Genomic DNA, 19,218 nt, shown 5'->3' on the forward strand with positions numbered 1-19,218 from the left:
GGCGTCAGAGCGACGGGACGATGGTCTCGGCCGCCGCCACGCGGGGGCCCTTCGCGGTGAGCGCGACGTGCGCGATGAGCGCCTCGCCGGGCTCGAGGTAGGGGTCCTTGTGCGGGAGGGCGTCGGCGACGCTCCGACGCGTGTGCTCGGCCAGCACGTCGAGGACCGTCGGGAGCACCGGCCGGTGCGTGCACAGCACCGACGAGTGCTCCGCCTCGAGGAGCTCGCGGACCGTCGCGGCGACCCGCGCCGGGGACTTCTCGTGCTGCGCCTCCGTGAGCCGACCGCGCGGCCGTGGCGCGATCCCGGACGCCTGCGCGAAGGGCGCGACCGTCTGCGCGCAGCGGGACCAGCGGCTCGTGACGACGTCGTGCACGCCGTACGCGGCGAGGACCGGCACGAGCGCCGCGGCCTGCGCCCAGCCCATGGGCGTGATGGGGCGCGCGTGCTCCTTGCCGGCCCACTGCGCGCGCGGCACCGCGCTCCCGTGCCGGGCCACCGCGACGGCGTGCGTCGCGAGCCGGTGGTGCGCGTGCGCGTCCAGCAGCGCGACGAGCGGCTGGCGGTCGGCCGTCCGCGTCAGACGCCGGGCCGCCTCCTCGACCCCGAGCCACTCGGTGTGGTCGATCTCGTGGGGGTCGACGGGTGCGACGGGGTGCCGGGCGCGGATCGACGGCCCGTCGGCGTCCGCGGCCGTGCGCGCGGCCCAGTAGTGCACCCGCTTCACCCGGCCGTCGGGCATGAGGTACTGCAGCCCGGGCAGGGGCTGTCCGAGCACGACGGCGTGGCCCGTCTCCTCCTGGACCTCCCGGACGGCGGTCGTCGCCCGGGACTCGCCCGGGTCGACCTTGCCCTTGGGCCACGACCAGTCGTCGTACCGGGGCCGGTGCACGAGGAGCACCTGCAGCTCGTGCCGCCGCTCGCGCCACACCAGCGCGCCGGCGGCCTCGATGAGCCGCGAACGGGCCCGCGGCAGCGTGCCGTGCTGCACCATCTCGACGGGCGTGAGCACCGTGGGCCTCCGCGAGGTCGCCTTGCTCGGCTTGGGCGAGGAGTACGGCATCGAGAGCACCGTCGAGGCTGCGTCCGAGCCGCCCGTCACGAGCCGACCGTCCGCGCCGAGGACAGCTGGGCGCGCTGACGCTGGATCAGCACGTCCTGCAGGTCGGCGAGGGGCTCGCCGTCCTCGGCGCGGTCGCGCCGCACCCACGTCCCGTCCGGGAGGAGGTGCCAGCTGCTCGTCGTGTCCGCGACGGACAGGTCGAACAGCTCGAGCAGCTCGTCGATCTGGCTGGGGTCCGTGAGCCGGACGAGGGCCTCCACGCGGCGGTCGAGGTTGCGGTGCATGAGGTCCGCGGAACCGATGAAGATCTCCGGGCCCGGCGCGACGCCGTCGGACGTGCCCGTGAGGCCGGGCTCGTCGGACGGCTGCCCGCCCGAGTTCGCGAACGCGTACACGCGCGCGTGCTCGAGGTAGCGGCCCAGGATCGACCGGACCCGGATCGTCTCCGAGAGCCCCGGCACGCCCGCCCGGAGCGCACAGATGCCCCGCACGACCAGGTCGACCGAGACGCCCGCCTGCGACGCACGGTAGAGCGCGTCGATCGTGGCCTCGTCGACGACGGAGTTCACCTTGATCTTGATCCACGCCTCGCGGCCCTCGAGCGCGGCCCGCCGCTCGCGCTCGATCCGCTCGATCAGCCCCAGCCGGACCGCGCGGGGCGCCACCAGCAGCCGGTGGAACGTCGTCCGCGGCGCGTAGCCCGAGAGCTGGTTGAACAGGCGCGTGAGGTCCTGCCCCACGTCGGGGTCGCACGTGAGCAGCCCGAGGTCCGTGTAGAGGCGGGCCGTCTTCGGGTTGTAGTTGCCGGTACCGACGTGGCAGTAGCGCCGCAGCGACCCGTCGGGCTCCTGGCGGACGACGAGCGCCAGCTTGCAGTGCGTCTTCAGCCCGACGATCCCGTAGACCACGTGCACGCCCGCCTGCTCGAGCTTGCGCGCCCACTCGATGTTCGCCTGCTCGTCGAACCGCGCCTTGATCTCGACGAGCGCCAGCACCTGCTTGCCCGCCTGGGCGGCGTCGATGAGCGCGTCGACGATGGGGGAGTCGCCCGAGGTGCGGTACAGCGTCTGCTTGATCGCGAGCACGTGCGGGTCGGCGGCCGCCTGCTGGACGAACGTCTGCACCGACGTCGAGAACGAGTCGTACGGGTGGTGGAGCAGGATGTCCTGCTCGCGGATCGCCGCGAAGATGTCCGTCGGCAGGGCGGACTCGACCTCCGCCAGGAGCCGGTGCGTCGTCGGGACGAAGCGCGGGTAGTGCAGCTCCGGCCGCTCGAGGTCGGCGATGAGGTTGAGGCCGGTGAGGTCCAGCGGCGCCGGGAGCGTGTAGACCTCGGACGCGTCCATGCCGAGCTCACGGATCAGCAGCTCACGGATGCGCGGGCTGATGCCCTCGGCGAGCTCGAGGCGCACCGGCGGGCCGAAGCGGCGGCGCAGCAGCTCCTTCTCCATCGCCTTGAGGAGGTTCTCCGCGTCGTCCTCCTCGACCTCCACGTCCTCGTTGCGCGTCACGCGGAACGTGTGGAACTCGAGCACCTCCATGCCCGGGAACAGGTGGTCGAGGTGCTGGCCGATGACCTCCTCGAGCGGCACGAACGACGTCGGGCCCTTGTCCGGGTCCGCGGTCTGCGTGCTCGGCGCGGACGGACGGCCGCGCGCGTCGACCGCGATGAACCGCGGCAGCAGCGGCGGGACCTTCACCCGGGCGAAGTGCTCCTTGCCCGTCGCCGGGTTCACGACGACGACCGCCAGGTTGAGCGACAGCCCCGAGATGTAGGGGAACGGGTGTGCCGGGTCGACGGCCAGCGGCGTGAGCACCGGGAAGATCTGCTTGCGGAAGTACTTGCGCAGCCGGTCCTGCTCGTGGTCCGACAGCTCGTCCCAGTGCACGAGCGTGATGCCCTCGCCGACCAGAGCCGGCTGCACCTGCTCGCGGAACACGCGCGCGTGCTGGGCCATGTGCGCGTGCGCGTGCTCGCTGATGGCCTCCAGCACCTGGTGCGGGGACAGGCCCGACGCCGCCGTCATAGCGATGCCCGTCGCGATGCGACGCTTCAGGCCTGCCACGCGGACCATGAAGAACTCGTCGAGGTTCGACGCCACGATCGCCAGGAACCGCACCCGTTCCAGGAGCGGGAGGGAGTCGTCCTCCGCGAGCTCCAGGACGCGCCGGTTGAAGGCCAGCCAGCTGACCTCGCGGTCGAGGAAGCGGTCGTCGGGCAGGTCGGGGAGCAGCTCCCCGTCGTGCTCGGGCCCCGCGCCGGCCGCGAGCGCGTGCCCGCTCACGTCGTCCGCGATGTGCTCGGCGATGTGGGCGGCCAGCTCGGGCTCGAGCGTCGCCTGGGTCGATCCGGCGGTTCCGGTGGCGTCGTCCATGCCCTCATGGTGGCACCGAATCGTGAACGCCGGGTGACGTGGCTCACGGCGCCCGTCTCCGGGAGCGCCCCACCTGCCAGGATGGTGGCATGGCGCGCGTGGAACGGCTGGAGACGACGGTGCAGCTCGTCGACACAGCCCCCGACGGGCGGTCGTACTCGGTGCATGCACGGCTCGACGCCGTCCTCGACGACGGGCCGCCGCGTCGTCCTGCTCGACGACCGCGGGTGGAGCACGTCCGACCCGCCCGGCACGTGGGACCGCGCCCGGAAAGCAGAGCTCGAGGAGACCGCGCGCGTCGTCGTCGGGCCGGACGAGCCGGTCCACCGGGAGACGTACGACGAGGCGGCGACGCAGCACTGCTCGCTGCTCGCCTGGGTCCTCGACCACGCGGGGACCCCCGGCGACGACACGCCGACCGACCCGACCATGCTGGCCGCCCTGCCGCACGACGTCGTCCTCGACCAGCGGCTGCTCGCGCGCGTCGGGCGCTGAGGCCGGCCGCCCGCGCGCTCAGGTGAGGGGGCCGCGGAGCTCGTCGAACCCGTCGGCGTCGCTCCAGTGGTCGAGCCCGCGGAGGTGGTCGAAGACGATCTGCGTGTGCGTCGACGCGACCACCGGGTCGCTCGACAGCGGACCCGCCACGAAGTCGCGGAGCTGCTCGGGCGACGTCGTGACCACGCGGACGAGGAAGTCGTCCTGGCCACCCACGAAGAACACGTCGAGCACGTTGGGATGGCGGACCATCTTCGCGGCGAACGTCTTGATGACGGTCCGCGCCTGCGCCCGCAGCCGCACCGAGATGATGGCCTGGAGCGGCAGCCCGACGGCGCGGTAGTCGACGTCCGCATGGGACGCGCCGAGGACGCCCGCCTCGCGCAGCGTGCGGACGCGCGCGTGCGTCGTCGACGGCGCGACGTGGAGGCGCTCCGCCAGCGCGGCGTTCGTGAGGTCCGCGTCGCGGGCCAGCTCCCAGAGGATCTGCTCGTCGAGGTCGTCGAGGCCGGGCGTCGTCCCCGGCCGAACGGGTCCGCCCCCGGAGCCCTGCTCCGCGCGCCGTCGTGGCATCTTCTGCGCTCCTCGGGGGCTTCGTCGAAGGATCTTCGGTAGCGGCCCGTGGAACGGGACGTTCTTCCTAGTGTGGCGCGTATCACCAGGCGATGCCGGGCGCCACGTCGTCCGGCCAGGTCGACGAGGGAGTCGTCATGCGTATCGGAGTGCCCACCGAGGTCAAGGACCACGAGGGCCGCGTCGCCCTCACGCCCGCGGGCGCGCACGACCTCGTGCGCGCGGGCCACACCGTCGTCGTCCAGCGGGGCGCCGGGCTCGGCTCGGCCCTGCCCGACGACGCCTACACGGCGGTCGGCGCCCGCCTGGGTTCCGTCGACGACGCCTGGGGCCAAGAGCTCGTCCTCAAGGTCAAGGAGCCCGTCGCGTCCGAGTACGCGCACCTCCGGCCTGACCTCACGCTCTTCACCTACCTGCACCTCGCCGCGGACCTGCCGCTCGTCGACGCGCTCGTCAGGTCCCGCACGACGGCGCTCGCGTACGAGACCGTGCAGCTCCCCGACGGCAGCCTGCCGCTTCTCGCCCCCATGAGCGAGGTCGCGGGGCGCATGTCGGTGGTCGCGGGGGCGTACCACCTGCTCGGCCCGCAGGGCGGGTCGGGCACCCTGCTCGGCGGGGTCCCCGGCGTCCGGCCGGGGCACGTCGCGATCCTCGGCGGCGGGACCGCGGGGCTCGAGGCCGCGCGGCAGGCCGTCGCGCTCGGCGCCCGGACCACCGTGCTCGACCTGTCGCTGCCGCGGCTGCGCGAGATCGACGCGATGTTCCAGGGCCGCGTCGCGACCGTCGCGTCGAGCGCCTACGAGGTGGAGCGGACCCTGCTCGACGCCGACCTCGTCGTCGGGGCCGTCCTCGTGCCCGGGGCACGCGCACCGCGCCTCGTCAGCCACGAGCTCGTCGCCCGCATGAAGCCCGGAAGCGTGCTCGTCGACATCGCGATCGACCAGGGCGGGTGCTTCGAGGACTCCCACCCGACGACGCACGCCGACCCCACGTTCCTCGTCGAGGGCTCCGTCTTCTCCTGCGTCGCGAACATGCCGGGCGCGGCCGCCGCGACCGCGACGCCCGCCCTCACCAACGCGACCCTCCCGTACGTCCGCGAGCTCGCGGGGCGGGGCTGGCGGGCCGCTGTCGCCGACGACCCCGCCCTCGCCCACGGCCTCAGCACGGTCGACGGGGAGGTCGTGCACCCGGCCGTGGCCGCCGCCGTCGGGCGGAGAGGGACGACCGTCCCGGCCTGAGCCGGCGGGTGATCGCGCGGCGGACAGTACGCCGAGAGGCGTGAATCCGTTCCTCGGAGCGGTTCTGAGGAACGGATTCACGCCTCTCGACGTGCCGGGAGATCAGCCGCGGGGCGCGGTGACCTCCGACAGCCGTGCGAGCTCGTCGGCGCCGAGCTCGAGACGAGCCGACTCGAGGAGCGTCTCGACCTGCTCGACGGTGCGCCCGCTCGCGATCGGCGCGGCGACGGCGTCCTGCTGCCGCAGCCAGGCGAGCGCGACGGCGGCGACGCTCGTCCCGTGGCCCGCGGCGACGTCGTCGAGCACGGCGAGGAGCTCGACGTTGCGCGGGTCCTCCAGGTACTTCGCTGCGGTCTTCGCGCGCGGCGACGCGAGGTCCGAGCCGGTCGGGCGGTACTTGCCCGTGAGGAACCCGGCGGCGAGGGAGTGGTACGGCGCCTCGACGACGCCGAGCTCGCGGAGCGTCGGGACGAGCTCGTCCTCGATGCCTCGCTCGACGAGCGACCACCGGTCCTGGGCGACGGTGAACCGCGTGAGCCCCTCCGCGTCGGCGATCTTGGCGGCGGACGCGAGCCGGTCGGCGGAGAAGTTCGACGCCCCGAGCTCGCGGACCTTCCCTTCGCGGACGAGCGCGTCGAACGCCGCGAGGTATTCCTCCTGTGGCACGTCGGCGTCGTCGCGGTGGGCGTAGTACAGGTCGAGGTGGTCGGTCTGCAGCCGGCGCAGCGAGTCCTCGACGGCGGCCCGGATGTTCGCGGGGGACAGGCCGGGGCGGGTCGCGAGCGAGTAGACCTTGGTGGCGATCTCGACGCGGTCGCGGTTGCCGCGCGACGCGAGCCACGCCCCGATGATGGCCTCCGACTCGCCGCCCGAGTTCCCCGAGACCCAGGCGGGGTAGACGTCCGCGGTGTCGATGGAGCGGCCGCCGCCGTCGACGAACGCGTCGAGCATGCGGAAGCCCTCGTCCCGGTCGGTCGTCCACCCGAAGACGTTGCCGCCGAGCACGACGGGGCCGAAGTCGAGCCGCGTGAGAGGGGTGGGGTGGGTCATGGTGCTCCGATGCTCCTGAGGTCGCTCCTGAGGTCCCCTGCCACCAGGCGGCAACCACGAAGCCGGGGCAACCTTTCCCGGCAACGCACCGGAGAGACGTGGCGTGCGTCACACGGGGCTGCGCGAGCGGGCGTGCCCGCGCAGCCCCGTGCGCGACACGTCAGGCCTGTGGGGCCTCGGGCGCCTCGTCCGCCGCGGTCGCGGTCGGCTCGGCGGCGGCGGGCTCGTCGTCGGTCTCGACGGTCACCTTGTGGGTGGTCGGGCCGGCGAGCACGCCGCCGACGGTGACGGTGAGGACGCCGGCGTGGTAGCGCGCGACCACGTCCTCGCCGGACGCGGCGCGAGGCAGCGTCACCACGCGGCGGAACGACCCGTACCGGGTCTCGCGGACCCGCTGCGCGTCGGGCCCGGTGGTGCGGGCGTCCTTGCGCTCGCCCGAGACGACCAGGCGGCGGCCCTGGACCTCGACCGACACGTCGGTCTTCGGGTCGACGCCGGGCAGGTCGAAGCGGGCGACGAGGTCGTCGCCGTCGCGGTAGACGTCGGCGGCCGGGGAGAAGGCGTCGGCCTCGCGGCGGGCGGCCGGGCGGGTGGCGCGACCGGCCCACAGGTCGCGGAACAGGCGGTCGACGTCGGTGTAGCCGGTGAGCGTTGCGGTCATGGTGGTCTCCTTCGTCGGGGGCCGGGGCGGCCCCTGTCTGACCACGACAACCTTGAGCGGAGGTCGCTCAATCCCGGTTCGGGTACGCCCAGGACGAACGTGAGGACGCGCTACCGCTTCGACGCGCGGTACCCGTCCGCCTGCGCGGCGGCCTCGGTCGCGAAGCACGCCTCCGGCTTGGTGGCGTCGTAGGACGCGCCCGTCGGCAGGTGGTAGAGGTGGCTCGACTCGTTGCCCTTGATGGGCGCCCAGCTCGGGCAGTCGTACGCCGAGATCGGGGCCGCGACCGCGGGGTGCTCCGTGGCGGGCTTCGACGTGCCCGACGACGGCGCGGCCTGGGAGGTGCCGGACGGCCCCTTCTGCGTCACGACCTTCACGCCCACGAGGCCGCCCACGGGGACGCGCTGCGTCGGGCACGTGTCGAGGATCCGCGTGATCGCTGCCTTCTCGGCGGTCGTGACCCACAGGTGGTAGCGGTGCTTGACCGCAACCTGCCTTGCGACGTAGCCGCACCGGACGGCCTTGCTGGGCGGGAGCCACGTCGCGGCGTCCCCGTCGGACTTCTGGCCGTTGAGCGGCCCGTCGACGGCGAGCAGGTTGAGCGGGTCGTTGGCGAGGAGCTCGCGGGTCGCGGGGGAGAGCTGCTGCGCGCCCGTGCGCCAGGCGTCGCCGAGCGGGACGACGTGGTCGATCTGCACGGCCGACGACGTCGCCTGGCCGCGCGTGAACGCGATGCTGCGGCCCGAGTACGGGTCGGGGAGCGTGCCCGTCAGGACGATGCAGTCGTGCGTCCCGGCCTTGAACGTCGTGCTGTCGAGGTCGCGCGCGAGGATGTCGTTGCGGGTGTCGCAGCCGTTGTTGTCGACGTCCTTCCACGCCGGCCCGAACTGCTCGCGCGTGTAGCCGGTCATCGCGGCACGGCCCTTCACCGGGAGCGTCGCGAGGACCGCGAGCGCCGTCGTGGCACCGGGCTTCGTGCCCGACGACGCCTCGGACGCGTGCGTCGTGGCGGGCCGTGGGGCGGGTTTCGCCGTCGACTCGGGGCTGGGCCGCGAAGTCGTGCCGACGGATGTCGTCGTGGCGCTGCTCGGCTCGTGAGCCGCGGTCCCGCCCGCGGCGTCGACGCTGGTGCACGCCGTCGTGGTGGCGAGGACGCCGGCCACCCCGACGGTGACGAGACCGCCCAGCCGGCGACGGCTCCACGATGGCCGTCGGTCGGTTCGGTCGGGGGCGCTCGCTCGGGTCACCTGAACAGTGTGGGGCATCCGTCCCACACGCGGGGTCGCGGTCAGCCCCCGGGCAGCAGGTGGGCCCGTGACGGACTCGTCCGCGACGTTCGCGGCGGCGGCGTGCGTGGCGTTCAGGTACCGGCGGCGTCGTACCCGGCCGCCTCGGCGTCCGCGAGGCTCGCGAAGCAGACGTCGGGACGGATCACGCCGTACGTCCACCAGTCCGTCGGGTACGCCGTGCCCTTCCGGACCTTCACGGGCGCGGACGACGGACATTGGTACGTGCTGCTCGGCGCGACGCCGGCCGGGGGCGGGGTCGGGCTCGTCGTCGGCGCCGTCGTGGGGGTGGGTGCGGGCGACGGGGACCGGGTCGGGGTGCCACCGGGTTTCCTGGGGGCCGTCGTCGGTTGCGCGCTCCGGCTCGTGGTCGGGGCGGGCCGCGGGGTGCGGGTCGGGGTCGGGGACGGGGTCGAGGTCGCCGTCGGTGTGGCGGTCGCGCTCGGCGTCGGGGAGGGCCGTCGCGCGGTCGGGGTCGTCGACGGCGCCACGGTAGAGGGCGTCGCTGCCGCGCGGTCGGACGGGTCGAGCGTCACGAACGACGGGGTCGGGCTCGGAGCGGCCGCAGGGTCACCGTCGTGCCCGGGGAGGGCGACCGCGGCGCACGCGATCACGACGACGGCCGCGGCGCCCGCGCCCCACCACCAGCCCTTCCGGCGTCGGCGGCCGGGCTCACCCGGGCCGCGGTCAGCGGCGCCGACGAGCTCGGCTGCGCCCGCCCCGAGCGGGCCGTCGGCACCCAGTTCCCGTGCGGTGTCCATGAGGGACGGGAGGACGGGGGCGAGCGGGATGGCCTGCGTCGTCGCGTCCGGGGTGCTGGTGGGGGACGGCGTCGGGCGCGGGGGAGCAGCGGCGTCCGGGTCGCTCGTCGCGGGCCGGGCGCCGCCGCCCTCCGACGTGCCTGCGCCCTGCCGGGCGCGGGCGATCTCGTCCTCGGTGCGGGTCGCGTGGTGCCAGCGGACGCCGTCCCACCACCGCACGCGGCCGCGCGCGTTGGGGTCCGGGTACCACCCGGGCTGCGCGTTCGACATCCGCACATTCTGCGCTATCCGGCCGCCGGCTCCGACCGCCGTCCCGTCGCGACGTCAGGCGTCGAGGTCGCCGAGCCAGTCGACGAGCGCCGCCGAGACCGCCTCCGGGTCCTCCTCGGGCAGGTAGTGCCCGACGCCGTCCAGCACCTGCACGCGCAGCCGCCGCACGAGCGCCGTCGCGTCGATCGCGGCCGCGTCCGTGCGCACGTACGGGTCCTCCGCGCCGAGCAGGAGCAGGCCGGGCTGGTCGACGCGGCGGCGCACCGCCGTCGTGAATCGGCGGCCGTCCATGCGGGGGATCGACCGCACCGACCAGCGCAGCGCCTCCGTCGAGCAGTGCGCCGCGAACGGGATGCGCGCGGCGGTCCGGTAGAGCTCGAGGGTGTCGTCGTCGAAGGGCCGGACCGCGCCGCCGCGCAGCACGTCGTCCACGAGGCGCCCGTCGCCGAGCGCGCGCTCGGGCAGGAACGGGACCTGCGCGAACGCGACGTGGCGGCGCATCGCCGCGGTGTACGGGGCGCGGTGCGACACGTGCAGGTGGGCCGGGTGCGGCGCGGCGAGCGCCGCCACGGCGCGCGTGACCGCGGGCTGCATCGCGGCCATCGCCCAGGCGATCGTCCCGCCCTCCCCGTGCCCGACGACGACCGCGGAGTCCGCGCCCAGCGACCGGATCACGCCCGCGACGTCGCGCGTGCGGGTGGGCACGTCGTAGCCGAGGGGCGGCTTGTCCGACGCTCCCGTGCCGCGCAGGTCCATCGCCGCGACGCGGTACCCCGCGGCCGACAGCGCCTCGACCTGGTGGCGCCACGCCCACCAGAACTGCGGGTAGGTGTGCAGGAGGACGACGAGCGGGGCCCGGGAGCCGCGGGCCGCGCCGCCCTCGACGTCCGCAGGCTCGGCGAGCGCGACGTGGAACCGGGCGGCGTTCGCGGCGACGAACTCGTGCCGCCACGGGCCGTCGACGAGGGCGGTCGAGTAGTCGGCGATCACCCGAGCGAACCTACCGGGCGGTGCCGACCGCGGGCGAGTCCGTCGACGGCGCGCCGTCGGACGGGGCGGCCTCGGCGGCGTCGGCGGACCCGGCGCGCTCGCGCCGCTCCTTGGGCGGGTCGAACCGGTAGCCGACGTTGCGGACGGTGCCGATGAGCTGCTCGTGCTCGGGCCCGAGCTTGGCGCGCAGGCGCCGGACGTGGACGTCGACCGTGCGCGTGCCCCCGTAGTAGTCGTAGCCCCAGACCTCCTGGAGGAGCTGGGCGCGCGTGAACACGCGACCCGGGTGCTGGACCAGGTGCTTGAGGAGCTCGAACTCCTTGTAGGTCAGGTCGATGGGGCGGCCGCGCAGGCGCGCGGTGTACCCGGACGCGTCGATGGTGAGCTCACCCGCGGAGATCTCCTCGTCGTCGTCGCGGGCCCCACCGGCCCCGCGCTCGATCGCGAGGCGGATCCGCGCCTCGACCTCGGCAGGCCCGGCGTCCGACAGGACGACGTCCGACGACCCCCACTCGGCCGTGACCACGGTCAGGCCGCCCTCGGTCATCACGAGCACGAGCGGCACCGTCATGCCCGTCGCCCGAAGGAGCCGGCAGGTGGTCCGGGCGGCCACGAGGTCGCGGCGCGCGTCGAGCAGGACGAGGTCCGCGTCGGGAGCGTCCACCAGGGCGGACGGCTCCATGGGCAGCACCCGTACCCGGTGCGAAAGCAGCCCGAGGGCGGGGAGGATCTCGACGGATCCTCCCGTCGTCGGGGTCAGCACGAGGAGCTGGGCCACCTCGTCACCTCCACTCGGTGGTCGTGCGGCGCGTGCGGCCACGGTATCGTCTCCGCGCCCCGGCCCGGGTCACGGTCCACGCGCGCGCCCGGACGGATGGCCGGATCCGGCCGCAGATCTGGGACACTCGGAGGCGTGCCCACACCTCGTGTCCCCGTGACGCCCCGCGCCCGCGGGGAGCGCCCGGCCCTCGGCGCCGCATGACCGCGACCACCCGCTCCGTCCTGACGGCCTGCCTCGCGGCGATGGTCGCCGTCGCCGCGTACTTCGGGACCGTGCCGCTCGCGGGCGCGGTCGTCGTGCTCGTGCTGCTCACGGCGATCGGGTGGCCCGGGCTCATGCACCTGCACGCGCGGGGCGCCTCGGGCTTCCTGGTCGCGCTCGTCGGGCTCGGCGCGGCGCTCGTCGTGGACGTCACGGACGGCGAGCCGGTGCTCCGCAACCTGCCGGTCGTCGTCGCGATGGGTCTCCTGCTCGCGTTCGTCAACGAGCTGGCCCGGCGCCCCCCGCGCACCGACGTCGTCGCGAACGTCTCGGGCGAGGTGTCGGGGATCGTCGTCGCCGTCGGCTGCTCCGGCTGGCTCGCGGCCGGGCTGTCCGAGGAGGGCGCGGCGCTGGTCGTGAGCTGCGCCGTCGCGATCGCCGTCGCGGCGGTCGTCTGCTCGACGCCGTTGCGCGGCTGGGCCGGGATCGGCCTCGCCGTGGTGCTGGCCGCGGGCGCCGGGGCGGGTGTCGCGCGGGCACTGCCGCGCATCGACTGGCCGTCGGGCCTGTGGGCGGGCCTCGTCGCGGGCGTGGTCGTGACCTCGGTGACCGCGCTGTTCGGCCACGTGCCGACGGCGCGCGGGCGCTGGGCGTCGCTGAGCGCGGCCACCGTTCCCGTCGCCGTCGGTGGCATCCTGATCTTCGTGGTCGGCCGGCTCATCGGCTGACGCGTGGCCGCCCGTCGCGGCGAGGAGGTTCCTGTGCTGGTTCGTGCGCTGCTCCTGGTGGCCGTCGTCGCGGCCGCGCTGGTGCTCGGCCTGTGGTGGCGCTCGCGCCAGGGCGTCGTCCGGGTGTCCGCGCCCGACGCCGCCGCGCCCGTGCCCTCTGCCGAGGACGACGTCTGGCGGGACCGGGGCGTCGAGCTCGCCGGCACCGCGACGTTCGTCCAGTTCTCGACCGACCACTGCGGCCCCTGTCGCGCGACGTCCCGCGTCCTGGGGGCGCTCGTCGCCCGGCGCGACGATGTCTCGCACCGCGAGATGGACATCGACCAGCACCTGGATCTGGTGCGACGCTTCTCGGTGCTGCGCGCACCGACCGTCCTCGTGCTCGACCGTGACGGGCGCGAGGTCGCGCGGATGACCGGCGCCGTCAGGCGCGCGCAGGCCGAGCAGGCGCTCGCCGCCGTCGCCGGCGCGTGACGGGCGCGCTGTCCGCGCCCCGCCTCAGCACCAGCGCAGGAGTCCCGATGCCCGAGCACCCGCCGCACGACGCCGCGACCGGCCCCACGCCCGTCGTCGCCGCGCACCTCGCGCCCGCTGCGGCCGAGCCCGCCGGCATCGACCCGCGGGGACCCCGCTTCGGCGCGGGCGTCACCGCTGTCTTCCTCGCCGTCGTGCTGCTGCTCGTGGGCACGTTCTGGGCCCTGTGGCTCCTGCTCGTCGTCGTGCTGTCGTTCGCGCTCGGCGCGGCCCGCGGATCGCAGGGCACGTGGCAGGGCGCCCTGTTCCGGACTCTCGTGCGGCCACGCCTCGCGCCGCCCAACGACCTCGAGGACCCCCGGCCCCCACGCTTCGCCCAGCTCGTCGGGCTGATCATCACGGGCCTGGGGTTCGTCCTCGGCCTCGCCGGCGTCGGAGCCGCGGTGCCCGTCGCCGCGGCGCTCGCGCTCGTCGCGGCGGTGCTCAACGCCGTCTTCGACTTCTGCCTGGGTTGCGAGCTGTACGTCGTCCTGCGGCGCGTGCGGCCGTCCGCCGCCTGACCTGTCTGTGCCCGGCGGGACCGGGCTGCCATGAGGTCCTGACGGGGTCGGAGAGGCGGCTCAGGCGGGGCCCGCAGTTCCGCCGCCGATGACCCCCGCGCGCCGGGCCGCGGCCACCACCTTGGACGCGGCGGTGTGGACCTCCGCGAGCTCGTCGATCGTCAGGCCGGTCGCGGCGGCGATCGCCGGCGGCACCTTGGCCGCCTCCGCGCGCAGAGCCCGCCCCCGCTCGGTGAGGCGGACGTGCACGACGCGCGCGTCGTCGGCGGACCGGTCCCGCGTGAGCAGGCCGCCGGCCTCGAGGCGCCGGAGCAGCGGCGAGAGCGTGCCGGCGTCGAGCGCGAGACGGTCGGCGAGATCGGTGACCGTCGCGAGCGTGCTCGCGGCGTCGTCCTGCCAGAGCGCCAGCAGGACGAGGTACTGCGGGTGGGTGATGCCCAAGGGCTCGAGCAGCGGCCGGTAGAGCGCGACCAGCCCGCGCGCGCCCGCGGACAACGCGAAGCAGACCTGCGACTCGAGCGCGAGCGGGTCGTCCCGCAGGCGGTCGGCCGCGGCGCGTCCCGGGGCGGGGGCGGTGTCGGTGTGCTCGGCGGTGGTGGCCACCTCGCCATGGTAGGGCGAACCGCGCCGGTGTAGGGTGCACCAAAGATTGGTGCACCAAACATTAGTGCGCCAAGAGTCCCCACCCGACGAACGGAGCCCACCGTGCGACGACGCCAGCCCAAGGCCGCGCGCCGCGGCGACGCCTTCAGCGACCGCCTCGACACCGCCCTCCTGCCGTTCTTCGGCCCGGCGCAGGTCAGCTCCGTCCACGCGGTCGGCGAGGTCTCCGACGAGGCCCGCGAGCGCGAGCGGCGGATCCGGACCGTCTACGAGCGCGTCGTCGGGCCGGACGGGCACGCCTACGTCGTGGAGCGGGCGACGACGGACTGACCGGCACCCCGCCGGGCGACGGCGCGGCCCGGTGGGACCGCCCGTCGCCCACCGGGCGCCGGCGCGACCGCGGCGTCAGGCGCCGAGGAGCTCGAGCGTGTCGATGACGCGGTTCGAGAAGCCCCACTCGTTGTCGTACCAGGCGACGACCTTGACGTGCCGCCCGTCGACGCGCGTCAGCGCCGAGTCGAAGATCGACGACGCGGGGTTGCCCGTGATGTCCGAGGAGACGAGCGGGTCGTCCGAGTACTCGAGGATCCCCGCGAGCCGGCCGTCGGCCGCGGCCCGGTAGGCGGCGAGGACGTCGTCACGCGTGACGTCGCGCGCCACGACCGTGTTGAGCTCCACGATCGAGCCCACCGGCACAGGGACGCGGATCGAGTCGCCCGACAGCTTCCCGTCGAGCTGCGGGAGCACCAGGCCGATGGCCTTGGCGGCGCCCGTCGTCGTCGGGACGATGTTCTCGGCCGCGGCCCGCGCGCGCCGCGGGTCGCGGTGCGGCCCGTCCTGCAGGTTCTGCTCCTGCGTGTACGCGTGCACGGTCGTCATGAAGCCGTGCTCGATGCCGGCCAGCTCGTCGAGCACCGACGCGAGGGGCGCGAGCGCGTTCGTCGTGCAGGACGCGTTGGAGACGATCGTGTGGTGCGCCGGGTCGTAGGCCGCGGTGTTGACGCCCGGGGCGAGGGTGACGTCCGCGCCCTCGGACGGGGCGCTCACGAGCACCTTCCGCGCGCCGGCGTCGAGGTGGGCGCGTGCGGCGCTCGCCGCCGTGAAGCGGCCCGTCGACTCGAGCGCGACGTCGACGCCGAGCTCGGCCCACGGGAGCTTCGCGGGCTCGCGCTCCGCGAGGACACGGATGCGGCGGCCGTCGACGACGAGGTCGTCCCCGTCGACGGACACGGGCCGGCCGAGGCGTCCGGCGGTGGTGTCGAAGGCGAGCAGCCGCGCGAGGGCGGCGGGCTCGGTGAGGTCGTTGACGGCGACGACCTCGAGCGGGCTGTCACGCTCGAGAAGCGCGCGGAGGACGTTGCGGCCGATCCGGCCGAAGCCGTTGATCGCCACGCGGGTCGTGGTGCTGGTGGAGGTCATGGAAGGGTTCTCCTCTCGGTTCCCCACCAGGCTCGCGCGTGACGGGGACCACAGACAGAGGTGCCCCCGCCAGGGTCCGCAAGGATCGCGCCAGGCGGCCCGGGCGCCGTCGTCGGCCCGCCTACTCGCCCCGCGTGAACGTCCGCCGGTAGTCGCTCGGCGTCGTCCCGAGGACGCGCTGGAAGTGCAGGCGCAGGTTCGCGCCCGTGCCCAGGCCGACGTCGCCGGCGATCTGCTCGACGCTCCGCTCCGAGCGCTCGAGCAGCTCGCGCGCGAGGTCGACGCGGGCCCGGAGCACCCACTGCATCGGGGTGCAGCCGGTGTCGTCGGCGAAGCGGCGGGAGAACGTCCGCGGCGAGACGGCCGCGTGCCGGGCGAGCGCGTCGAGCGTCAGCGGGCGGTCGAGCCGGTGCAGCGCCCACTCGCGCGTCGCGGCGAACCGCTCGCCGAGCGGCTCCGGCACGCTGCGGGGCACGTACTGCGCCTGGCCGCCGCTGCGGTACGGCGCCGCGACGAGCCGGCGGGCCGCGTGGTTGGACGCCGCGACGCCCAGGTCGCCGCGCAGCACGTGCAGGCACAGGTCGATGCCCGACGCCGCTCCCGCCGACGTCAGGACGCTGCCCTCGTCGACGAACAGCACGTTCTCGTCCACCCGGATCGCCGGGTGCTTCGCCGCGAGCGCCCGCGTGTAGTGCCAGTGGGTCGTCGCGCGCCTGCCGTCGAGGAGGCCCGTCGCGGCGAGCGCGAACGCGCCGGTCGAGATCGCGGCGAGCCGGGCGCCGCGGTCGTGGGCTTCCACGAGCGCGTCGACGACGCGGCGCGGCGGGTCCTCGCGGTCCGGGAACCGGTAGCCCGGGACGAAGACGACGTCAGCCCACCCGAGCGCCTCCAGGCCCGACGCCACGTGGTACGCCAGGCCGTCGCCGCCGGTCACGAGCCCGGGTGCCGCACCGCAGACGCGCACCTCGTACGGCATGCTCGGTCGCGTCGTGAAGACCTGCGCGGGGATCCCGACGTCGAGCGGCTTCGCGCCCTCGAGCACGAGGACCGCAACGCGGCGCAGGCGGTCGGGGGCGACGTCGGGGGAGTCCACGGCCGCACGGTACGCACGAGCCGGTGGTCGCGTCGCGTCGGCGCCGGGGGCGGGACCCGACCGTCGTCGTCGGCGCACCTCTCCTGGATCACCCGGACCGGACCACGTCACCGTCGGGCTCTCCCGCGTGAAGGTCGGCGACGGCGCGGCTGGGCCCGGCCTGAGCTCCCCGGCCTGAGCCGCCTGGCCCGGCCGCCCGGCCCGGCCCCCGCGCGTCAGTAGACGAGCGCCTGTGCCCCCGGCGCCATGACCTCCTCGACGAACACGGGAGCCCCCGCGATCCGGACGCCGGGCAGGACGTCGTCGGGCGTGATCCCGCGCCGTGCCGCGCACTGCGTGCACACGGTCACGGACCCGGCGGCGAGGACGGCGTCGAGCAGGTCGGGGAGCGGCGCGGCGTGCTCGAGCACGAGCTCGGCGGCGCGCCCGGGGACCCCGAACCACGCGGACTCGCCCGTGAGCCACAGGCTGACGGGCACGCCGGCCGCGACCGCGGTCGCGGCGACGGTGAACGCCTGGTTGGTGGCCTCGGGGCGGTCGGTGCCGCTCGTGGTCTTCACGACGAGCGTGCGGTGGGGCGGGTTCTGCGGGGAGGTCGTCACGGGTCGAGCGTATGAGACGGACACCACGTCCGGGACCCGCCGCCCGCCCGGGACGGGGCAGGTGTCCGACGTAGGATCGGGCCATGACCGGTACCGAGATCTTCTTCGTCACGCTCCTGGGCCTGGCGACCGTCGCGATCGTCTGGTTCACCTGCTACGCGGTGTACCGCCTGTTCGAGGGTCAGCGCTGACCCATGCCGTTCGCGTTCCCCGAGGGGCTCGCGCCTGAGGCGTACCCGCTCGCCTGGCTCGTCGGCCGCTGGCGCGGCGAGGGCGTGATCTCCTACCCGGGGATCGACGAGGCCGCGTTCGTCCAGGAGGTCGTGTTCGACCACGACGGCGGCCCGTACCTGCGCTACGAGTCGACGATCCGCCTGGTCGAGCCCGAGGTCCCCGCGACCGTCCCGGACGAGTGGACCGGCGAGGGGACGCCCGACGACGCGCCCACGACGACGCCCGCCGCCGAGCTGCCCGTGTGGGAGACGGAGACCGGCTACTGGCGCGTGTCGCCGGACCGCCCCGAGGGCCTGACGGAGGCGCAGCAGCCGCTCGAGGTCATGCTCGCCGACCCCGCGGGCTGGCTCACGCTCTACGTCGGGGCGGTCGGCAACGGCCGCATCGACCTGGTGCACGACCTGATCGCCCGCACGTCGTCGTCCGCGGAGATCACCGCCGCGAAGCGGCTCTACGGGCTGGTCGAGGGCGACCTCATGTGGGTCTGGGAGATCGCCGCGTTCGGGCACCCGCTGCAGAACTACGCGTCCGCGCGCCTCGTGCGTCAGGACGAGTCGTGACGTACCGCAGCCCGCTGCTCGCGCGGCACGGCGCGGTCGAGGCGTCCGGCCCCGACGCCGGCGTCGCGTGGCACTACGGGGACCCGACGGCGGAGCAGCGCGCCCTCGAGCGCGGCGGCGCCGTCGCCGACCTCTCGCACACGGGCGTCGTCCGCGTCGCCGGCCCGGACCGCCTGAGCTGGCTGCACTCGATCACGTCGCAGGACCTCCTGGGTCTGCCGCCGCGCACCTCGACCGAGCTGCTCGTGCTCGACCCGCACGGGCACGTCGAGCACGCGGCCGGCGTCGTCGACGACGGCGAGGCGACCTGGCTGGTGACCGAGGCAGAGCACGCGCCCACGCTGGCGGCGTGGCTGGACCGCATGAAGTTCATGCTCCGCGTCGAGATCACCGACGCGACCGTGGACTGGGCGGTCCTCGGCGAGCCCGTCGACGCCGAGGGAGCCGAGGGCGAGCCGGTCACCTGGCGCGACCCCTGGCCCACGACGGCGCCCGGCGGCACCCGCTACGGCCCCGCCGACGACGAGCACCCCGGCAGCGAGCGCGACTGGCGCCTCGTCCTCGTGCCCCGCGCCGACCTCGTGCGCGAGGTCGAGGTGCGCGAGGCCGCGGGCTGGCGGCTCGTCGGCACGTGGGCGACCGAGGCCTCGCGCGTCGCGGCCTGGCGTCCGCGGCTCGCGACCGAGGTCGACGACCGGACCATCCCGCACGAGCTCGACTGGCTGCGCACCGCCGTCCACCTGCACAAGGGCTGCTACCGGGGCCAGGAGACCGTCGCACGCGTGCACAACCTCGGGCGTCCGCCCCGGCGGCTCGCGTTTCTGCACCTCGACGGCTCGGGGCACACCGTCCCCGAGGCCGGCGCCCAGGTCCGCCCCGGCGGCCCCGAGGCCGACCCGCAGGCGCGGCCCGTCGGGCGCGTGACGAGCGTCGTCCGGCACCACGAGCTGGGTCCGGTCGCGCTGGCGGTGCTCAAGCGGTCCGCGCCGCCCGACGAGCTGATCGTCGACGGCCTCGCCGACGGCGACCCCGCGGGCGGAGTCGTCGCCGCGGGCCAGGAGGAGATCGTCCCGGGCGACGGCGTGAGCGTCGACCGGCCCGAGGCCCGCGGACCGCTGACCCGCGGGCTCGGCGGAGGTTCCGCCGGCGTGGGCTCACCGGGCTTCGGTGGCGCACTCGGCTCAGGTGCCTGACGCTGCTG

General features: G+C 75.1%; 21 protein-coding genes. 8 read left to right on the forward strand and 13 right to left on the reverse strand.

Annotated features, from left to right (window positions below; all coding sequences use genetic code 11):
* Positions 1 to 4: 4 nt before the first annotated feature.
* Together ACFT5B_RS05155 and ACFT5B_RS05160 are read right to left on the reverse strand one after the other, a co-directional pair.
* Positions 5 to 1,102, reverse strand: coding sequence for an NUDIX domain-containing protein (locus ACFT5B_RS05155; protein ID WP_386796904.1), 1,098 nt, complete (start codon positions 1,100 to 1,102; stop codon positions 5 to 7).
* The gene (locus ACFT5B_RS05160) at positions 1,099 to 3,438 is read right to left on the reverse strand and encodes an RNA degradosome polyphosphate kinase (protein WP_386796905.1); all 2,340 of its coding nucleotides are present in this window, start codon (positions 3,436 to 3,438) and stop codon (positions 1,099 to 1,101) included. The genes ACFT5B_RS05155 and ACFT5B_RS05160 overlap by 4 nt, the downstream gene beginning before the upstream one ends.
* Positions 3,439 to 3,603: 165 nt before the next feature.
* Here ACFT5B_RS05160 and ACFT5B_RS05165 point away from each other — a divergent pair, with 165 nt between their 5' ends.
* Positions 3,604 to 3,933, forward strand: a complete 330-nt coding sequence (locus ACFT5B_RS05165; protein WP_386796906.1) for a hypothetical protein — start codon at positions 3,604 to 3,606, stop codon at positions 3,931 to 3,933.
* Positions 3,934 to 3,951: 18 nt separating this feature from the next.
* Here the strand turns inward: ACFT5B_RS05165 and ACFT5B_RS05170 are convergent, their stop codons facing one another.
* Positions 3,952 to 4,506 carry an Lrp/AsnC family transcriptional regulator gene (locus ACFT5B_RS05170; RefSeq protein ID WP_386796907.1) on the reverse strand — a complete coding sequence of 185 codons (555 nt, stop codon included), beginning with the start codon at positions 4,504 to 4,506 and terminating at the stop codon, positions 3,952 to 3,954.
* A 137-nt stretch (positions 4,507 to 4,643) separates the two neighbouring features.
* On the opposite strand from ACFT5B_RS05170, the gene ald reads away from it, so the two are divergent.
* Positions 4,644 to 5,744 carry an alanine dehydrogenase gene (gene ald / locus ACFT5B_RS05175; RefSeq protein ID WP_386796908.1) on the forward strand — a complete coding sequence of 367 codons (1,101 nt, stop codon included), beginning with the start codon at positions 4,644 to 4,646 and terminating at the stop codon, positions 5,742 to 5,744.
* 102 nt (positions 5,745 to 5,846) lie between these two features.
* On the opposite strand, the gene ACFT5B_RS05180 is transcribed toward ald, so the two are convergent.
* The 6 genes from ACFT5B_RS05180 to ACFT5B_RS05205 form a co-directional block, all read right to left on the reverse strand.
* The gene (locus ACFT5B_RS05180) at positions 5,847 to 6,794 is read right to left on the reverse strand and encodes an aldo/keto reductase (RefSeq protein ID WP_386796909.1); all 948 of its coding nucleotides are present in this window, start codon (positions 6,792 to 6,794) and stop codon (positions 5,847 to 5,849) included.
* A 160-nt stretch (positions 6,795 to 6,954) separates the two neighbouring features.
* Entirely contained in the window at positions 6,955 to 7,455 is a 501-nt protein-coding gene (locus ACFT5B_RS05185) for an Hsp20/alpha crystallin family protein (RefSeq protein WP_386796910.1), read from the reverse strand.
* A gap of 110 nt (positions 7,456 to 7,565) precedes the next feature.
* Complete coding sequence (locus ACFT5B_RS05190) at positions 7,566 to 8,618, reverse strand: DUF1524 domain-containing protein (protein ID WP_386796911.1); 1,053 nt, start codon at positions 8,616 to 8,618, stop codon at positions 7,566 to 7,568.
* Positions 8,619 to 8,815: 197 nt separating this feature from the next.
* Positions 8,816 to 9,772 (reverse strand): DUF2510 domain-containing protein, encoded by a 957-nt coding sequence (locus ACFT5B_RS05195; protein WP_386796912.1) that lies wholly within the window; start codon positions 9,770 to 9,772, stop codon positions 8,816 to 8,818.
* A gap of 54 nt (positions 9,773 to 9,826) precedes the next feature.
* Positions 9,827 to 10,762: an alpha/beta fold hydrolase gene (locus ACFT5B_RS05200; protein WP_386796913.1), complete on the reverse strand. Its 936-nt coding sequence runs from the start codon at positions 10,760 to 10,762 to the stop codon at positions 9,827 to 9,829.
* 10 nt (positions 10,763 to 10,772) lie between these two features.
* Entirely contained in the window at positions 10,773 to 11,540 is a 768-nt protein-coding gene (locus ACFT5B_RS05205; RefSeq protein WP_386796914.1) for a winged helix-turn-helix domain-containing protein, read from the reverse strand.
* Positions 11,541 to 11,740: 200 nt separating this feature from the next.
* Here ACFT5B_RS05205 and ACFT5B_RS05210 point away from each other — a divergent pair, with 200 nt between their 5' ends.
* The 3 genes from ACFT5B_RS05210 to ACFT5B_RS05220 are packed head-to-tail and all read left to right on the forward strand — an operon-like array spanning position 11,741 to position 13,506.
* A complete protein-coding gene (locus ACFT5B_RS05210; RefSeq protein WP_386796915.1) occupies positions 11,741 to 12,472 on the forward strand; it encodes a hypothetical protein in 732 nt (243 codons plus the stop codon).
* Between the two features lie 33 nt (positions 12,473 to 12,505).
* Entirely contained in the window at positions 12,506 to 12,946 is a 441-nt protein-coding gene (locus ACFT5B_RS05215) for a thioredoxin family protein (RefSeq protein WP_386796916.1), read from the forward strand.
* Positions 12,947 to 12,993: 47 nt separating this feature from the next.
* Positions 12,994 to 13,506, forward strand: a complete 513-nt coding sequence (locus ACFT5B_RS05220; protein ID WP_386796917.1) for a DUF4395 domain-containing protein — start codon at positions 12,994 to 12,996, stop codon at positions 13,504 to 13,506.
* 60 nt (positions 13,507 to 13,566) lie between these two features.
* On the opposite strand, the gene ACFT5B_RS05225 is transcribed toward ACFT5B_RS05220, so the two are convergent.
* On the reverse strand, positions 13,567 to 14,109 hold the full coding sequence (locus ACFT5B_RS05225) for a MarR family winged helix-turn-helix transcriptional regulator (protein WP_386796918.1): 543 nt from the start codon (positions 14,107 to 14,109) through the stop codon (positions 13,567 to 13,569).
* 102 nt (positions 14,110 to 14,211) lie between these two features.
* Here ACFT5B_RS05225 and ACFT5B_RS05230 point away from each other — a divergent pair, with 102 nt between their 5' ends.
* Positions 14,212 to 14,439: a hypothetical protein gene (locus ACFT5B_RS05230; RefSeq protein ID WP_386796919.1), complete on the forward strand. Its 228-nt coding sequence runs from the start codon at positions 14,212 to 14,214 to the stop codon at positions 14,437 to 14,439.
* A gap of 75 nt (positions 14,440 to 14,514) precedes the next feature.
* On the opposite strand, the gene gap is transcribed toward ACFT5B_RS05230, so the two are convergent.
* The 3 genes from gap to ACFT5B_RS05245 form a co-directional block, all read right to left on the reverse strand.
* On the reverse strand, positions 14,515 to 15,528 hold the full coding sequence (gene gap / locus ACFT5B_RS05235; protein ID WP_386796920.1) for a type I glyceraldehyde-3-phosphate dehydrogenase: 1,014 nt from the start codon (positions 15,526 to 15,528) through the stop codon (positions 14,515 to 14,517).
* A gap of 121 nt (positions 15,529 to 15,649) precedes the next feature.
* Positions 15,650 to 16,621, reverse strand: coding sequence for a GlxA family transcriptional regulator (locus tag ACFT5B_RS05240; RefSeq protein WP_386796921.1), 972 nt, complete (start codon positions 16,619 to 16,621; stop codon positions 15,650 to 15,652).
* A 215-nt stretch (positions 16,622 to 16,836) separates the two neighbouring features.
* Positions 16,837 to 17,223, reverse strand: a complete 387-nt coding sequence (locus tag ACFT5B_RS05245) for a DsrE family protein (protein WP_386796922.1) — start codon at positions 17,221 to 17,223, stop codon at positions 16,837 to 16,839.
* Between the two features lie 194 nt (positions 17,224 to 17,417).
* On the opposite strand from ACFT5B_RS05245, the gene ACFT5B_RS05250 reads away from it, so the two are divergent.
* Positions 17,418 to 18,017: an FABP family protein gene (locus ACFT5B_RS05250; RefSeq protein WP_386796923.1), complete on the forward strand. Its 600-nt coding sequence runs from the start codon at positions 17,418 to 17,420 to the stop codon at positions 18,015 to 18,017.
* Complete coding sequence (locus ACFT5B_RS05255; protein ID WP_386796924.1) at positions 18,014 to 19,210, forward strand: YgfZ/GcvT domain-containing protein; 1,197 nt, start codon at positions 18,014 to 18,016, stop codon at positions 19,208 to 19,210. Before ACFT5B_RS05250 ends, ACFT5B_RS05255 begins: the two co-directional genes overlap by 4 nt.
* Positions 19,211 to 19,218: the final 8 nt, after the last annotated feature.

It is taken from the genome of Luteimicrobium sp. NPDC057192 (assembly GCF_042670205.1).
In the GTDB taxonomy this organism is placed as follows: domain Bacteria; phylum Actinomycetota; class Actinomycetes; order Actinomycetales; family Cellulomonadaceae; genus Luteimicrobium.

Coding starts and splice junctions, on each gene's coding strand:
- ald (WP_386796908.1), top strand. CDS start 4,644: ATGCGTATCGGAGTGCCCACCGAGGTCAAGGACCACGAGGGCCGCGTC.
- ACFT5B_RS05220 (WP_386796917.1), top strand. CDS start 12,994: ATGCCCGAGCACCCGCCGCACGACGCCGCGACCGGCCCCACGCCCGTC.
- ACFT5B_RS05210 (WP_386796915.1), top strand. CDS start 11,741: ATGACCGCGACCACCCGCTCCGTCCTGACGGCCTGCCTCGCGGCGATG.
- gap (WP_386796920.1), bottom strand. CDS start 15,528: ATGACCTCCACCAGCACCACGACCCGCGTGGCGATCAACGGCTTCGGC.
- ACFT5B_RS05170 (WP_386796907.1), bottom strand. CDS start 4,506: ATGCCACGACGGCGCGCGGAGCAGGGCTCCGGGGGCGGACCCGTTCGG.
- ACFT5B_RS05185 (WP_386796910.1), bottom strand. CDS start 7,455: ATGACCGCAACGCTCACCGGCTACACCGACGTCGACCGCCTGTTCCGC.
- ACFT5B_RS05160 (WP_386796905.1), bottom strand. CDS start 3,438: ATGGACGACGCCACCGGAACCGCCGGATCGACCCAGGCGACGCTCGAG.
- ACFT5B_RS05250 (WP_386796923.1), top strand. CDS start 17,418: ATGCCGTTCGCGTTCCCCGAGGGGCTCGCGCCTGAGGCGTACCCGCTC.
- ACFT5B_RS05180 (WP_386796909.1), bottom strand. CDS start 6,794: ATGACCCACCCCACCCCTCTCACGCGGCTCGACTTCGGCCCCGTCGTG.
- ACFT5B_RS05165 (WP_386796906.1), top strand. CDS start 3,604: ATGCACGGCTCGACGCCGTCCTCGACGACGGGCCGCCGCGTCGTCCTG.
- ACFT5B_RS05195 (WP_386796912.1), bottom strand. CDS start 9,772: ATGTCGAACGCGCAGCCCGGGTGGTACCCGGACCCCAACGCGCGCGGC.